Here is a 15,909-nt window from a genome sequence, read left to right as displayed (position 1 = left end):
GCTTGATGAACAAACTTGCGAATAAATGGTGTCTTAACAGTAAAATGGTGCAGGCAAGCTTTAACCTCGGTGCGGAGGCAATGTTTTACTGTTGGGATCGCGAGAATAAGTTTCGAGAATGTCTCTAACCAATTCTTCAAGTACACTGACTTTGCCTTCTTCTTCTATAAACCCACCTTCCGCTTTTAAAACGTCAAGGCGTGCAGCCAGTTCTTTGGTTACAGTACCATTTGGAAATAACGAGGCAAGAAAACGTCTTGCCTCGGCAGGGCCAAGATGCCTATACAGCTGATTGCGCACAGTGGCATCTTCCGCGGTGGTACTGAATGCCCATAATTCAATAGGACCTAAAGTCAATGTCAACAATTGCACATTGACGCCGCTTTTGGTAGCGAACTGCGCAAGAAAAGTTGCCCCGCCTTCACGAGGCCCATGCACCCGTGTTCTTAAAGCTGTTTTTGCGGTATCAGAAAGCCCGAAAATTTTGGTGGTTTTCTCAATTGCCTGCGATGGCCCGGCATCCATAATATAAATGGATGTCGCAAATTCTATCATCACCGGATCAAAATCATCAACGGATTGAGACAACAAAGAAATTTGTACCTTCCATTTCCGCCCTTCCCGCATGTCAATAATCACTTGATCACGCACTGCAGCTGATTTTGAAGTGCGATGAAATTCATCATAAACAATTCGCTTGGGATCTTCGCGGATCTCGGCAATCCGCTCTTTATGATACGCTTGATATTGCTGAGGAATGCTGCTTAAACTTTCATCGGTTAGATAATAATGTCGCGCCAGTACATAACGCGCCAGCATGTACATAACAGACGTTTGCCTATCCGCAGCATCCCCTCCGCTTTTTGCTACTTCATCTAGGTCCAAGGAAACGATACGTGCATCACCAATATCAAAAGCAGTCACTCTGGATAAAATCGGGTATTCCCGTACAGCTCCGGAAACCATACGCGAAAACGAACTAATCAAGGATTCACCCGTTGGTGCCGTAATTTTTCCATATAAATCCTCTATCGATGGCGTACGACAAATAGCTGCAGCGTCTGCAAGTAACGGCATAGCATAGCGTTGTGCCAGCATAGCTTCGTGTACAAAGCCTGCAGAATAAAGAGCGTCTGTAACTTCCCACCATGTCGATTTGGAATCTCGCACAAACCCTATTTCCTCCAAAATACTATCTATAAACTCTTCAACGCCCGGAGTATAAGGGGTTGGATTAAACTCATCCGACAAGCTTTTATAAAGCTCATCAACCACCATACCATTCAAATCTGCCATGCCGTCATAAGGTTTTGTAGCACCGAGAGGCGTTGTCAATAAAGTTAAAAAATTTACTAGGAAAGAGCGCTCTAATGCCGTAGGAAATCGGCACCCTAATTGTGTGTCAAAAGGGTTTATTGAATATTCTGGTGTCATGCGCAGGCGATGATAGGCAACCAAATGCCTTTTTGCGGCAGGCAACGCCTCTTTAAGCAGGGAAATTAACCCGCTGCTAGAAGGGCCGATATCAATAATGGCAATTCTTGGTAAGCGGGTTAACCCTCCTGACAAACATAAAGCCAGGTTTTGCGCATTGGATAATACCGATTTACCAGAGCCTGGACGAGCGTATACCAGGTCAATCCAAGTGGTTTGTTGATTCGAACCGGGCTGAAAAGGCCAAGGTTTGCCGTCCGGAGAGCGATACAATAAGGCCCCAGTACGCCAGGGAGAAGCAGGTCTTGTAATAGGCAGCATAGCCACTACGTCGGAAAGAGGGGCTACAGAAGGCACGGCAACACTGTTCGTAGTTGCAGCCAACATACCGGAAACAAATCCAGCAAAAGGATCCCCGCTCACCTCCGATACATCGGTAGAACCCCACCCTTCTACCGCTTTAATCAATTCAGAACTACGGCGGCGCAATAACGGCAGGTTATCGGCAGGCGCCCAGGTGGTGGCCACCACACGCAGGCGAATGAGTGCCTCGTCTGTATTAATTTTTAGATACTTTAGTAAATTGACTGAATCGCTTATTAAACGATTTTGGGCAGAGGAAAAACTCAAAATTGAAGCCAGCAAACCTTTGAGTTTAATGGTTTCCAATCCTTCACTTTCCAGCAGAAATGAGATTCTCCAAGGAATATGGGTAGGAAGGATTCGTGAAAATAACGCTAAAAAAGGGCGGAAATCCTTTGGAAAAAGATCGATGTAAGTGCAGGAATAAATTTTATCGCCTACCTGAACCGTGCGGCGATCGATAATTTCCGCATCGCGGGGAATTACCTGTTTAGCCAACGAAGGCCAGAGCAAATCTGAGGCATCGCCTTCAAAATTATTAATTTCGCGAACTGGCAACTTGTCCCCGGGTAAACTGGCATGCCAATCATCTGCAGTGAAATCAGGATCAGCCGTCATGCGTATGGCATGTATAGCATCATGAACTTCCAGTAATCTGGCCATGATGTTTAAAGAATCCAATTCATTTTGCACCGAGCGTACATACGCACTATGGGTGTCACGTAATTCAGGAATCGCTGCGTAAATGGTTTGCGAATTTTTAAATGAAGGTGCTTTTTTCTCCTGAATCATCTTAAGTTTGGCTTTATTAGCTGCTTTTAATTGATCTTTGGGCAAATTAAAAGGGCGAGTGTAAAGTACAAAATAAACGCGTTCTTCTGCACAATATTGCGATAAAAAATTCACCCTTTCCTCAAAGAGGTCACCAAGATTGAATTCAAGGCGCTTTGAAGTAGCTTCGGCAGGAGCATAAATGTCTTGAATGAGCTTTCGAATGTTTTGTTTATCGTGGCTGAAATAAACTTGTAGCGCATGCCCAGGCCTGCCCATGGCTGCTTGAAAGGTATTGGTTAATCCTTCTACTAATCTCTCAAACTCGTCTGCACCTACCAAAGCCGTTACGCCTTCTACCTGTAAAATGGAAAGCAATGAACCGTCATGATTAACCAATACGGTAGGACTGTCTGCTGTTTCTAACTCGCAATAAGATTCGGTCGTCTGCTTTAAGGACGTACTGAGCCAGGCAAAAAAAGTATCCACGCCTTCAAAAAAAGATTCTGCCCATGTACCCATGCTCTATCCTCATGATCAAAAAAGCCCGAAAGCAGGCCATTTAGCATTATGAATTGTCCGTATTATCCTTCTGCAATTTCTGCCAACGCACTTGCAGCCCAATGTTCAATTTGTTTTCTAAATTTAGCCCTGGAGGGTAATAAGCGAATGTTTTTAAATACTTTTTCAGAAATTTCATCCGCAATATGACCAGAATCAATCAATAAGTGCCCAAACATAGCAGGATCACTCGTACCTTCTCCAAATTTATCTTCCACAATTTGTGAGCGGAACTTAAAACTGCGGTAAATGGTTTGGGCAGTATTTTTATAACCTGTATCATTGGTAATCGCACAAAATAACACATGGCATAAACTATTTAATTCTGCCTGCGACAGTTCAGGCAGGTAAATTAGATTTCCGCCGCCATAACCTCCAACTCCTACGGATTCTATAAAAAAACATTGAGAACAAAAACAGCAAGCGGTTAGCAAATTGGCTAGATGGTTATTGGTATAGTCCCCATCAAGATTAATGACTTCCTGGTACAGTTTTGCCTGGAAACCGCAAAACTGACAAGTATAGCGATCACGTTGCAAAACTTTTTGTTCAAAGGTTTTAAAGCGCGGATCAGCTTTTCTGGCGGAATATAAGCGCCATGAGCCTGGACTTGCAGTTAATTTTAACTCGTTGCGTTTTTCAGTCCGCATGGGTCAAGCTCACGAAAATGTAAAAGCAAACACTCCAGAGGAAACTCTGGAGTGCAATTCTATAACGGTTTTATTCGCCGCCGCCATCAACACCATAAATGCTACCGGTTGGGCCAGCAACTTCACCGCCCTGGAAGATGGTACCACCGGCAACACCTAATACGGTTGGTAAAAATAACAGTGCCGCGGCAATAAATACCAAGGCAATTGGTGTACCAATTGGGATTTGGGTTGGGTTATCTTTATGTTGTTTAAACTTCATAATGGCCCCAATCGAAAATCCCAAACCGGCGATATAAGAACCAGCGGTAATTAGCTTGGCAAGGCTGGTAAAGGAGCCGACGATCTGATCCGCCATGCCTCCAACCGTTGTTACAGCTGCTGCGGCTGCCCCTGTGAACAGCAACAAAGCTAAGGTGGCAAAACCAACCCAACTTTTCTTTAATATTGTTCTTAATGCGTTTTTCACGTTTATTCCCCCCTTTTAAAAAGCCTTCAACTTGTGCCATATAAAGTATTATTAATGATTTGCAATGTTCCTACAATGTTCATCGCTAAAATTCCACCAAACACGTGCATCATTCCTTTCCCTGTACCACCAGGTGGCTGCCCTTGCGAAGCAGAACGGGAAATTAACACCCATCCTCTAATAAATGCAATCAACCCAATCGTTTGAATAATAATGGTTAACGGTTTTCCTACCAAACTATTTGGTCCAAACAGTGTATTTAATGTTTTATTCTCGCTTCCTATGGCAGAATAGGAAAGCGGATTTGCATACCCAAATGTAGTATTTAAGAGCACTTGAAACGCGGTAGGGAAATAAATAAATATTGCAGCTACCAACAAATAAGTTACTGGCTCTTTAATACTGGCATTTGATGACATCATTGTCCGCGCCTCGCCATATACTTTTAAGCTGTACAAAGCCTTAAAAGCAAAAGACAATCCAATTAAATATGCTGCTCCTGTTAAAAGACGTTGTACTGGCTTTAAGGAGTTGGCAATATTGTTCAAAATATCTACATTACTGGTAATCCAGTCTATTGCATTCCAATCAGCCATCGCTACCTCAACTATCGTCTTGACTGAACCTAATTATCTGGCCTGAACTTGTGATTATTCTTCCCTGTAGTGGATCTATAAATTTTACCGTACCATAACCTGGAACGACCGTTCCTTCTCTTACAGTAAGTGTAGCTCCATTTTGAGCAATTAACCAAGCCCGTCCTGGAATTACTGCCTGAATATAATATTTTGGCGCAGTGGTGATTTTACGCACAACCGGGTGAACTTTTTTGGGACGAGCATACGCCATTAATTTTTCAATTTCATGAGCCTGCGCATCAATCTTGGCATTTAGTGCAGCAAGAGTTTGATTAAGCTGGGTGATTTGATTCGCTAAAGTATTCACATTGGAGTTTATACCACCAAGCTGATTACTGATGGAAGCAACTTCAGAGCGCATATTCTGCTGGCTTACTTCCAAAGCGGAAAGCTTTTGCTCCGTTTGCGGATCAACCGTCTGCGTAGGAGGCATCGCGGGTTGTATCACAGGAGTGGGAGCAATGGGTTGCGGTGCAGGCGTGGGTTTAGGGGTTATGGGAGTTACTGCCGTCACCGTTTTAACGGGAAGTCTTCTTTCCGAAAAATAAGAACCCAAAAATTTGTAAATTATCATAGCCAACACGACCAAGCCTACCACAATCAATGCATTGCGCCGGATATTTGTTCCCGCAAGATTGCGCCTTTTGCTGACGGTAGTCTCTTCCGTTACTGTTTCTTGCCCCTCAGGAGTAAGCGCATCCAAATCATTGAATTGATACTCATCATTGTATTGATCTTTGTATTGATCGTTAGGTCCACCTGTATCAGCCATGTCTTACCTATTATCAATTAAATTGATTTCACGTCCTGCGTAAACAGGATCCCCACGCCCGTTCCTGCACACACTTCCACAGTAGTAGGTCGATTAAATTGTTGTTGTGCCACTTGGCCCCAATTTTTACCCAGGGTAGCCAAGCCAATGACAGCATTTTCTAAAATAGAGCGGCCAATACCACTTTGAATCGTTGTTTGCTGTACAGTTCCTGTACCGCCAATAGTAATGGTAGTACCTGCGGATTGAAATGCATTTCCAAATCCTTCCAGGAACGTTGCAGCAAATAACGATCCATAGCGCATTAAATAATGATGGTTTGCAGAACTTGCCAGGGCAGTACGTGCCGTATTCGGATCAATGGCAAAAGCATTAATTGAAACGCTTTTTGGCGATCCGGGAACCGACATGGTATTAAAACTGATGACCATTTTATCGGCATTACTGGGCAAATTAAAACTGCCAATTAATTTGGCACCCTTTAATCTTCCAGAAACGATCGTCGCTAAAATGGGGCCGGGTTCATCACTATTGATAGAAGTATCCAGCACGGCAAAGACCACATCACCTGTTTTAATAATAGCAGGCTTAGCAGCTCCACCAAAACCTGCTCCCAGTCCTTCTTCAGTTGTTACCGCCATGCCACTGCCACCACCGCCATGGATGGGCAAGCCTAACGCATCCCTTCGCCCACCTGGCAGGGCTGCTTTTTCTTCCTTCTCAGCCCCTCCGACAAAAGTTTGCACTGAAACAGCATGCCAGCCTTGCAACAAGGCACTTGCTGCACCTTGCATGGCACTGGCTCTTTGTTGTAATTTTTGCTGCGAGCGTTGATCAGCCATCTGCGTTTGCTGCCGCTTTAAAATTTCCTGAAGCTGCCTGGTTTCGGAAAGCTCCCCTGTAGCTGCCTCCCCCCTCGGCCTCGCAATGCTCGGGATCGCAGTCACTGAGGAAGATGAGCCAGGAGGCAACTCAACACCGGGCAAACCTGCCACAGATGATTCCTGGGCAGAAAAACCTGCTGCCTGTAATTCAGGTGCGGAAAAGCCTGCATTACTTAATTCCGTGGCAGTAAAACCAGCGTCCTTCATCTCTTTTGCCGAAAACCCAGCATTTCTTAACTGAGCAGCTGTAAAGCCTGCATCTTTCAAATCTTTTGCAGAAAAACCTGCGCGCCGCAATTCTTCTGCGGAAAAGCCTGCGTTTTTCAAGTCAGTTGCGTTAAACCCCGCAGCTTTAAGATCGGCTGCGCTAAAACCTGCATTTTTTAACTCAGCAGCAGTAAAACCGGCATCCTTTAGTTCAGCTGCGCTAAAGCCCGCATTCCTTAATTGTTGTGGAGTAAATCCTGCGGCTCTTAAATCTCTGGCACTAAAGCCTGCTGCTTTTAATTGCTCGGCTGTGAATCCAGCGTTTTTTAATTCAGCCGCCGTATACCCTGCATTTCTCAGTTCAGCCGCCGTATAGCCAGCCCGCTTCATTGCCTCGGCAGTACACCCCAGGGTTTGTTTTATCGTGGCGGCAGACACTCCCATGGCACGTGCTGCAGTCAAAGATTCAACGCTGCAACCCGCAGTTCTGCCTGCTGCAAGGATAGCTGTGGGATTTAACCCTGCCCGATTTAATTCTTGCGGTGTAAATCCTGCTGCAAGCAACTCTTGTGGCGTAAACCCTGCATCGGATAGTGCTTTTGCATCATAGCCAGCTGCTTTTAATGTTTCCGCTGTACATCCATTTGTTTCACGGATAAGTCGGGCGGACACCGCCTGTGACAATAGCGTCCTTAATTTTGCGGGATCACAACCCGCTGCTCGAATAGCATTTAGATCAGGAGGAAGGGCGGCTTGCACTTCTGCAGGCGTAAAACCGGCCGTCAACAATTCCTGCGGCGTATATCCTGCAGCCAACAGCTCTTGGGCACTGTAGCCTGCAGCCCTGAGTGCGTTGGCATTACACCCATTTAAATCACGAATACGTGTGGCTGAAACACCCTGAGCACTTAAGACCCGCAGTTTGTTAGGATCACATCCTGCGGCGCGGATAGTATTATCGTCAATCGGCTGAGTGGCTTGTACTTCAGCAGGCGAAAAACCAGCAGCCAGTAGTTGCTGCGGCGTAAATCCAGCCTCGGCGAGGGCTTTGGCATCATATCCAGCGGCGCGAAGCGCTGCGGCAGTACATCCATTTAAATTGCGAATTCGTTCGGCTGAAACACCTTGTGCAACTAATTCACGCAAGCGGGCCGGATCGCAGCCTGCGTTGCGAATGGCATTATCGCCTACTGCAGCCTGCGCGGTTTGCACTTCAGCTGGCGTAAATCCTGCGGCCAGTAGTTGTTGCGGCGTAAACCCAGCATCGGTGAGCGCTTTGGCGTCATATCCCGCAGCGCGAAGTGCTGCTGCAGTACACCCATTTAAATCGCGAATACGTTTGGCTGCCACACCTTGCGCAGCTAAGATACGCAAACGTATCGGATCACATCCTGCAGCACGAATAGTTGCAGTATCAACCAGTGGCGTGGCTGCCCGGATTTGTTCCGATGTGAAACCCGCACGCGCCAACTCCTCATCGCTAAATCCAGCTGCTTTTAAAGCCCGGGCGCTACACCCCGCCTGTTGGCGTATTAATTTGGCACTGACGCCGGCAAGCCGCTCCCGCCTCAAAGCGCCAATATCACACCCTGCCTCTTTAATGGATTGCACCGTCATCCCAGGTGGTAATTCATTTTCGGCCACATTAATTTCTTCGGGAGTATATCCAGCACCTTTTAAATCAGACGAAGTAAAGCCTGCATTGAGCAACTCGCGCGCTGAAAAGCCTGCCTGTCTAAGATCTGCCGGAGAAAACCCTGCATTTCTCAAATCTGCTGCACTAAAGCCGGAATTTTTTAATTCTTGTGCAGTAAATCCCGCAGCTTTTAATTGGGTGGCACTACAACCATTGATCCGCCGAATTGCCCCGGCTGAAACGCCCGCGGACCGTAATCTGGTTAATGCCGCCACGTCGCACCCGGCTTTTTGTACATCCGAGACGGAAATTCCATCAGGTAAGCCGCTAGCACGCGCTATTTCGCTATCACTAAAACCTGCCCCTTTCAATTCGCCGTCGGTAAATCCACCATCTTTCATCTCTTGTGCTGTAAAACCGGCGCTGCGTAATGAACATGCATCGAATCCACATTCACGCAGCCTGCCTGCAGTAAAACCTGCTTCTTTCATTTGCCTTGCATTAAATCCGGCTGCTTTCAAATCCTTACAACTACAGACAGGTCCCAAATCAGTAAGCGGGTAGCCATTATCTTTCAGTTGCACGCAACTGCATGCTCCTCGCACATCACTTAACTTGGCTCCTTCACTGATTACTTGCTGGACACTGCTCCTGCTGCAATTATTCTCTCTTAATGCCTGCAACCATAATCGCTGCTGCTCGCCTGCACTATCCGCCAAAGCCAATGTCGAAAACCCGACCCCTCCCTCTCCTTGTTGCGGCCCTACCGGCTGAACACCCTCACCAAAAGCTTGCGTGCGAATGATGGTCGGAATGGCACTGCTGCCTCTTCTTTGTGCTTCTTCCGCTTGCTGGATATTACGGGTTTCCACCAGATGCGCATATTGCGCCGTAGGATCAGGAGAACCTGGGATGGAGCGAATGCCTGTGGGAGCACCGGTAACCCTCGCCCCGGCCCGTTCTGATGTTGTGAAAGAAGTAAATCGGATGACGCCAATGACCACAGCAATGATTAAGACAATCGCCGTAAAAATAATGATTACACGCGAACGAGTATTGGTAAAAAGCGCTTTGAGGTTTTCTTTTCTGCCAGCCATGTTATAACCCTTCTACCTTAAGCTGCATGACTTTCCCATGCCAGGAAACTAATAAAACCGGCGATTTTTGCATTTCATATGCATGCATACCATCGGCACTGGTCATACTCCCTATCCAACCTGGCGATAAAATCGTGAGATTTGTTCTCACATACATTTTTTCATTTAGCAACCATGCCCTGGCATCTCCGCCGCTGATGGTAAGCCGTGTACTGCCGGGAGGCGGAACCCCATCAAGCACATTCAATAAAAGATCATTAGCTGCCGGTGGAATACCTACTTCCAGAGGCATGTTCTTTGCATTAGGACCGTATCCTTGAATACGCAAATCGACGCGGTAGTCTACAGCTTTTTGTCCTGGAATTAACGTTAGCATGACCGGTGTATTCAAACCACGGAGGCGAACTGCAAGATTTCCGTAAGTATATACTTTAAGTGCCTGAATCATTAACGTATTACTCGTTTTATCCCATTGAATGTTAAAAGAAGAAGGATCCCCCAAATCATAAGCACTGATAGGCCATGGGGCACCGGTTGAATCCAAAAACACCAAAGATGAAACAAAACCTTGTGATAAACGAATCACAGGCGGTGTTGAACCAGGAGAAAGATTTACAATTTGTGACGTGGCGGTGGGTTTCGGAGGTGTGCCAGCGGGTGAGGCTTGAGCAAATTCCTGGGTTTGCTGCATTTGTTTAAGGCGCACGATTTGTTCCGGATTAAGCGGAAACAATTGTTCGGTAACTTCATCAAAAGCCATGGAGTCAAAAGACTCTTTGTCTACAGGAGTTAATGCAGTCACGGTATCGCTTCCAGCATTGTTTGCAGGAGTAGCGGCAGGTGCAGGAGGTGGAGCTGTCGGGGCAGCTGCAGGGCGCGGTGTGGCGGCAACTGCTGCGGCATTTGTTTCCACTTGCCCCACGGTTGCTTGTTCGCTTTCAGGACTCGTGGATAAACGCTGTTGCAACATCCTTAATTGTTCTAAAGCTTGCTGTGCAGAATCCGCCTGCTCAGCGGAACCAGTAATTGAGAAGCAGAATACAGCAATAAAAAAAACAGCTTTTACAATATATTTTTTGCTTCTCATTAACTCACCTCTCCACTGGCGGGCCCCACTACAAATTGCGCAATCCCGATGCCTCGGGGCGAATTCAGTGTGGATATGCGAGTAATCAACATCGTGACCACATTATTTTGTTGAGAAAATTCACTGGCACTTTGATAAGTCACCAAAATAGGCATTTGCACGCGCCAGGAGAAGCGGTTATTCAATATTCCTTTCTGCAGAATGATAGGAGCTCTCGTTGCTACTGCTGACACGATTAATTTTTTAGCTTTAACAGCATCCAAGTTATTGGATTCTTGCAAAGCATTTAAGAATTGCGTCCAACCTTCCGCAGTAAAAAAGCCGGAAGCGGCTTGTAATTCAGTGCGGTAATTGACAAAGTTATAGGTAAATGCAGCAATGGCAGCCTGGTTCGCCCATTGCAACACAGCTGAATCCGATTGGTTGGGTTGATTTAATGGAAACAAAGGGGTAATCCGGCCGTTAATACTCGTTGCAAAATATTTGGGCGCAGGCGGATTCAAAATGATGTATAAAAGCATGGAAGCAAGCACTAAATTTGCAAGCAGAGAAATTAATAAAACCAGTATAATTTTCCGTTGACCATCGCGATAAAACGCATTTCTCATTGCAACTGCGGTCAAAGCATCTTGAGCCATAATATTTCCTACTATTGAGGTATCGTTTTATTTATATTGGCAGCACTTTCCTGATCATCGTCTGCAAGCAAAGGTACAGACGTGTAATTCGGACTATCCAAAGGCGTTAATTGCACAGGCGGCGTTATCCCGTTTGAAGCATAAAAATCGGGCTCAGAACGATTGAAATAAGTGTAATAAATGGCAAGAGTCAGCAGCAAATTTAAAATCATGGACAAAAAAAGCACGCTACCAGCTCGGCGGTATGTGTTGATGTAGAAGCCTTTAGAATTCTTAATTAAATTCCAAGTTTCTCGACTCATTTTTTCTCCACTTAGGCAACTGCATCTCGGAAAGTTATTTCAATTCTTGAATTTGGCGATTGATCACCACCCTGGTCAAATCCAACTATAGGTTTATCACTACCCAACCCGTGTGTAAAGATGAAACGGCTATCAATATTCTGTGACCATAAATAATCACCGACCGCACGCGCCCTTGCCAAGGTTAGTGCGCGCTCCCGCTGTGGTGAGCCGCATTTATTGCTATAGGCGGTAACATTGACGCTGATCTTACGGAATTGCTTCAAGTAGCACGCCACATCATTGAGCAAGCCATGCCCTTCCCATAACAAACGTGGCGAATGGTTTGCAAATAAAGCCGAGGAAGGGATGCTTATCAAATAATCCTGGCCCAAAGATATCACTTGAATCCCTGCTTTGTTGAATTGCTTTTGCATAGCCATAATAGCAGCATCTGCAGCACCTGCTACTTTATAGGGTAAAACTGGAGAAGTTGAAAGCGGAGGTTCTCGGCGATTCCAACAGCTCGATAATAAAACGAAAGCGAGCATTAATAAAAAAAATGGAATCTTGCTGATACTTGCATGAATATTTGTTAATGACCATTGATTTATTGCGTTGCATTGCTTATTTTTTTTCATTAACTTTACCTGCTTGCAAAAATCAACCGCTTTGCACTTCGTGTTAGGGATTTAGCATCAGAAAATTTATTCTAAGAAATAAAAACATACAAATCATTGCGTTACAAGTAATAAGTTAAAATTTGTCCCGCTTATGCAAAAAATTACAATATATTGAATTTAATTTGGACAAGAAATCCCCTGCGGAAAATTCTAATTTATACGGTTTCCTCGCTCTTATTTTTTGCTTTTGTTCGTGCTTCGCTAAATTGGGCTGAAAGCGATTGAGCAATTTGCGTCAACTCAGGAGCATCGATGATATCGCGTTCAGTAGGTGGATAAGAAGTAGCCATTTGGAAGTCTTTAATCAGCTCATTGGCAATGCTGCCAGCCAATTTATCTTTTTCACCGCTTAATCGTTCGATCGCCATCATATAATCACGCGTTTCATTAATTGACAACAGCGGTTTTGCAAAACGTTCAACATCTTTCACAAGCAATTCTGGGGCATTTGCCGGATAATGAAGTTTAGTAAATATGGTTAATGTTCCAGCAACTTCTTCTTCAATCAACTCTTCGACTTTTTCAGGCTCATTATGGCTATGGAAAGCTAATAAAGCAGCTACTCCACGTTCAATCGGATCGGCAATTTTTGATTCACGCAGCGTCTTGCTGATTAAAGCAATTTCTTCATTGTGGACTTCTTTATCAATGCTGATATCACCGCTATTTACGATATTTTGGAATCCAGACAATTGTTTTTGTAATTTTGCCAAATAATCATCAGGCGGCGGCTCTACTTTTAAGAATTGATTTAATTTTAATTGCTTAACTGGTTTAGGATTTGCATAAAACATGCGCGCACGGACAATTTTAGAACGGAAAAAGATGTGAGCTTCACCTTCCGTTTGATCCTTTAAATCCAGCAAATCAATCCGCGCTCTTCTTTCAAAAGAAGAACTCTTAGTATCCATGTAACTATTGACTACTGCCGTATCTTTCGTCTGGAATGAATCCACTTTGGTAACGTATGCTTCACCTGCCGTTTTGGTAAAAAAGTCCCAAGTTTCAGATGGGTCTTCAAGCTTCATACATATTTTGATGTTTGTATTTGCACCAATGGAAGCGGCTTCTTCTTTGGACGCTTTTTGGAAAGCAGGTAAATCTTGTCCGGCAAAGATAGCCGAAAACCCCAGAGAACGTGCCTGTGCCGGTACTACGGCAAACCCCTGCACGGCATAATAACCATATTCATCCAAAACACAAATAAATGGCGTAGGAGCGTTGGTCGGCTTTCGCTCGATCACATCGCGATAATCCCCTTCAACTTCTTCACCCAAACCGGCAGCCATCATCGCTTTTAATGACGAAACAATAATTTTGCCTAGGTTCGATAATTCATCAGGAGATTTTTCCAGTGCGGGTAATAAAACCACCAGGATTCTTCTGTTTAATACGACGTCTTTAAAATCTACCTCCGCTAGGTTTGTACGCACAATATGACCGTAGGTATCAGCCAGAGATGAAAAAGCCCTTACCAATTGCATGGTAATAAAACCATGCTGCTCAAATACTTGCGAAACTTGCTTGCCTTTTTTTTCTTTGTTGTATCCAGGTAGAGTATTTAAATAGTTACGCAAAGGATCAGTCACGACTTTGGGAATCGACTCAATATTAATGCTTTCCTGATCATCACGCGGGAAAATTTTATCGATCACAATCGTTTCAAGCCGCTGCAAATCAAAATAATTACGGATAGTATCAGCATCTAAAAGTATGGCGCCCTCATCGCGCATGTAGACCAGCAATCGCATGAGCGCTTCCACGAAGGCAATCGCCCTGCCTTTCCACATATCGCCATCCGAGGATTGGCTTGCGCCCCCCATCAAGCTTACAACAAGCTGGGTAAGCATGCTGGAAGAACCCTGACAAAAAGGGTTTAACGTGTTTGATAAGCGTTTTTCCTGCGGACCAATAATGTCGCGGGCACCCGTCATAAAGTTAATTAATAATAAATCATCCTCACGCCCCATGCTGCGTACCATGGAGAAAACTTTTGCGTATAAAGAATTGTCCCCTTTTCCATCAACATAAATAAAACCACTTCCCTGCACTAAAGCATTAAATGCGATGGAAACCAGCGTTTCGGTTTTACCGCTACCGGTTGAGCCGAAAATAAGGGCATGCGTACGCATATCATCATTAGCGAACCATAATTCTTCATTGGTTTTACGATCATTCCCGAAAAACGCAATGCCTCTCGCCATATTAGGTTTTTTGATACCGGGTTTTAAATCATTGTAATCTTTAACACGGGCAATTTTTGGCAAACGAAACGGTAAAGTTTGTTTGCGTGTGAAAGTATAAGTAAACGATAAAATACCTAGAATAAACGTTACCAAGGCAACTTCAGATAAATAATAGGCGACGGCAGCCATCGAAACCAGGATAATGGAAACATTGGTTGGATCGGAAAAAAAATCACCCAAACGCTGCCCAATGGTACGGGTATCCCGCAAAAGCAGGGTAGGATCAATTTCATGACGTGAATCTATGCCTCGCATCATGGCTGCAACTCCTGCAATTCTTGAGGCGATAACTTCACTTCTTTAACCGCAATCTCCAGCGCCTTAATCGCCTCGTCTATCATAGGCACCAGAGAACGTCGTCCCATGGCTTGTTCTGCTCGCCAATGGGCAAAAGGACCGCCAACTTCCACGAAAGGGGTTTGCCGGCCTACACAATTAAGCATATACCATAAACGCCGATCGACAGGTTTTAACCATAAAAATTCAGAAGTAGGCACTACTCCGTCATCGCGTGCGCTCTGCAGCAAAGAAGCCATAACCGTTAATAAATACGCATGTTTTGCCACAATTCTTTGCACAATTTCCGTATTTTGATACTTCTTAAGTATAGCAATGGCAACGCTGTAATCAGGTTTGCCTTCTGCATAAGTCCTATCGATGGATTCCAAAATTTTAACCGCAGAATTTCTGTCGCGATTTATTCTTGCCATAAAAACAGCTGCTAAAGCTTGTGCATGAGGCGGACAGCGTTCAAAACCATCCCAATAGGGACCCAGCTGCAGAGTAAAAATGCGTTTGGCATCCCCACGCCGAATGCCCGCTGTCATTTCCTGGCCAGGCAAAGGATTATCCAGTAAGGCATCTTCTTTTTTAAGTAATTTGAACCGGCGCGCAAACTCCATTGGCGTTAAAGCCATTGCCCATGGGCCTTTATTAATATCCATGCCTACTAAATCTTCTTTTACCACAGGCATAATGGCAGGCCAATTGTATTGTTCTTGTGCCCGTAAAGAGCGCATATCATACGTTTTTCGAAATTTAAGCGTAATATTGGAACGATAGAGAAAGAATGCCAGAACGATAAGAACCGCTGCGATGGGATAGCGCACGTAATTTCCCACACTGCGGGTAAGATCAATCAATTGATTCCACTTGACAGTCGCAGGATCAATGGTTTGCATTAAATAAATTTCATTGGCAAGCTGCGTTCCACCAGTAAGAAAGCTAACCAGTTTTGCTTGCAAAATATTGATATGAAAAATGAAGGCAACAATATACTCATGCGCTACATACCAAACTATGTATAGCGTTAATAATAAAAGCACCATAATCCATACGGGTGCCAGCGAATTATCACCACTGCCGGGTTGTTGTGCTTGTTGTGCCATGTGCGATTTTTAGGAAGATTATCTAAATAAAGTATATACTGATTTCCTGGTTTTGCGACACTGAAGGGCAATTTCCGCCAGAAACAGTCAACATTGAAAATTAT

Annotated in this window: 12 protein-coding genes; all 12 read right to left on the bottom strand. The window is 44.7% G+C overall.

Features of this window, described 5'->3' with window-relative positions:
* Positions 1 to 60: 60 nt before the first annotated feature.
* The gene (locus tag ELY11_RS01525) at positions 61 to 3,090 is read right to left on the bottom strand and encodes a type IV secretion protein IcmB (RefSeq protein ID WP_126954032.1); all 3,030 of its coding nucleotides are present in this window, start codon (positions 3,088 to 3,090) and stop codon (positions 61 to 63) included.
* Between the two features lie 62 nt (positions 3,091 to 3,152).
* On the bottom strand, positions 3,153 to 3,779 hold the full coding sequence (icmJ, locus tag ELY11_RS01520) for a type IVB secretion system protein IcmJDotN (protein ID WP_126954031.1): 627 nt from the start codon (positions 3,777 to 3,779) through the stop codon (positions 3,153 to 3,155).
* Positions 3,780 to 3,849: 70 nt separating this feature from the next.
* Entirely contained in the window at positions 3,850 to 4,254 is a 405-nt protein-coding gene (locus ELY11_RS01515; RefSeq protein ID WP_371923165.1) for a type IV secretion protein IcmD, read from the bottom strand.
* Positions 4,255 to 4,274: 20 nt separating this feature from the next.
* Complete coding sequence (locus ELY11_RS01510) at positions 4,275 to 4,844, bottom strand: type IV secretion protein IcmC (RefSeq protein WP_127032376.1); 570 nt, start codon at positions 4,842 to 4,844, stop codon at positions 4,275 to 4,277.
* Between the two features lie 7 nt (positions 4,845 to 4,851).
* A complete protein-coding gene (gene icmG, locus ELY11_RS01505; protein ID WP_127032375.1) occupies positions 4,852 to 5,658 on the bottom strand; it encodes a type IVB secretion system protein IcmG/DotF in 807 nt (268 codons plus the stop codon).
* Positions 5,659 to 5,675: 17 nt separating this feature from the next.
* Positions 5,676 to 9,482, bottom strand: coding sequence for a type IVB secretion system protein DotG/IcmE (dotG, locus tag ELY11_RS01500; protein ID WP_127032374.1), 3,807 nt, complete (start codon positions 9,480 to 9,482; stop codon positions 5,676 to 5,678).
* Between the two features lies 1 nt (position 9,483).
* Positions 9,484 to 10,569, bottom strand: a complete 1,086-nt coding sequence (locus ELY11_RS01495) for a DotH/IcmK family type IV secretion protein (RefSeq protein ID WP_127032373.1) — start codon at positions 10,567 to 10,569, stop codon at positions 9,484 to 9,486.
* The gene (locus ELY11_RS01490) at positions 10,569 to 11,207 is read right to left on the bottom strand and encodes a type IVB secretion system apparatus protein IcmL/DotI (RefSeq protein ID WP_126954026.1); all 639 of its coding nucleotides are present in this window, start codon (positions 11,205 to 11,207) and stop codon (positions 10,569 to 10,571) included. The genes ELY11_RS01495 and ELY11_RS01490 overlap by 1 nt, the downstream gene beginning before the upstream one ends.
* An 11-nt stretch (positions 11,208 to 11,218) precedes the next feature.
* Complete coding sequence (gene icmM, locus ELY11_RS01485; protein ID WP_126954025.1) at positions 11,219 to 11,509, bottom strand: type IVB secretion system protein IcmM/DotJ; 291 nt, start codon at positions 11,507 to 11,509, stop codon at positions 11,219 to 11,221.
* 11 nt (positions 11,510 to 11,520) lie between these two features.
* Positions 11,521 to 12,039, bottom strand: coding sequence for a type IVB secretion system protein IcmN/DotK (gene icmN, locus ELY11_RS01480; protein ID WP_126954042.1), 519 nt, complete (start codon positions 12,037 to 12,039; stop codon positions 11,521 to 11,523).
* Between the two features lie 287 nt (positions 12,040 to 12,326).
* Positions 12,327 to 14,675, bottom strand: coding sequence for a TraM recognition domain-containing protein (locus ELY11_RS01475; protein ID WP_127032372.1), 2,349 nt, complete (start codon positions 14,673 to 14,675; stop codon positions 12,327 to 12,329).
* Complete coding sequence (gene icmP, locus ELY11_RS01470) at positions 14,672 to 15,805, bottom strand: type IVB secretion system coupling complex protein DotM/IcmP (protein WP_126954023.1); 1,134 nt, start codon at positions 15,803 to 15,805, stop codon at positions 14,672 to 14,674. The genes ELY11_RS01475 and icmP overlap by 4 nt, the downstream gene beginning before the upstream one ends.
* Positions 15,806 to 15,909 lie beyond the last annotated feature (104 nt).

The sequence above is a fragment of the Legionella septentrionalis genome (assembly GCF_003989745.1).
Taxonomy (GTDB): Bacteria; Pseudomonadota; Gammaproteobacteria; order Legionellales; family Legionellaceae; genus Legionella_A; species Legionella_A septentrionalis.
Note: the sequence above shows the minus strand (reverse complement) of the source record. Positions and strands in the feature narration are given on the sequence as shown.

Excerpts from the sequence above, each read along its gene's own strand:
- ELY11_RS01525 (WP_126954032.1), bottom strand. The coding sequence starts at position 3,090 with ATGGGTACATGGGCAGAATCTTTTTTTGAAGGCGTGGATACTTTTTTT.
- icmJ (WP_126954031.1), bottom strand. The coding sequence starts at position 3,779 with ATGCGGACTGAAAAACGCAACGAGTTAAAATTAACTGCAAGTCCAGGC.
- ELY11_RS01510 (WP_127032376.1), bottom strand. The coding sequence starts at position 4,844 with ATGGCTGATTGGAATGCAATAGACTGGATTACCAGTAATGTAGATATT.
- icmG (WP_127032375.1), bottom strand. The coding sequence starts at position 5,658 with ATGGCTGATACAGGTGGACCTAACGATCAATACAAAGATCAATACAAT.
- dotG (WP_127032374.1), bottom strand. The coding sequence starts at position 9,482 with ATGGCTGGCAGAAAAGAAAACCTCAAAGCGCTTTTTACCAATACTCGT.
- ELY11_RS01495 (WP_127032373.1), bottom strand. The coding sequence starts at position 10,569 with ATGAGAAGCAAAAAATATATTGTAAAAGCTGTTTTTTTTATTGCTGTA.
- ELY11_RS01490 (WP_126954026.1), bottom strand. The coding sequence starts at position 11,207 with ATGGCTCAAGATGCTTTGACCGCAGTTGCAATGAGAAATGCGTTTTAT.
- icmM (WP_126954025.1), bottom strand. The coding sequence starts at position 11,509 with ATGAGTCGAGAAACTTGGAATTTAATTAAGAATTCTAAAGGCTTCTAC.
- icmN (WP_126954042.1), bottom strand. The coding sequence starts at position 12,039 with ATGCTCGCTTTCGTTTTATTATCGAGCTGTTGGAATCGCCGAGAACCT.
- ELY11_RS01475 (WP_127032372.1), bottom strand. The coding sequence starts at position 14,675 with ATGATGCGAGGCATAGATTCACGTCATGAAATTGATCCTACCCTGCTT.
- icmP (WP_126954023.1), bottom strand. The coding sequence starts at position 15,805 with ATGGCACAACAAGCACAACAACCCGGCAGTGGTGATAATTCGCTGGCA.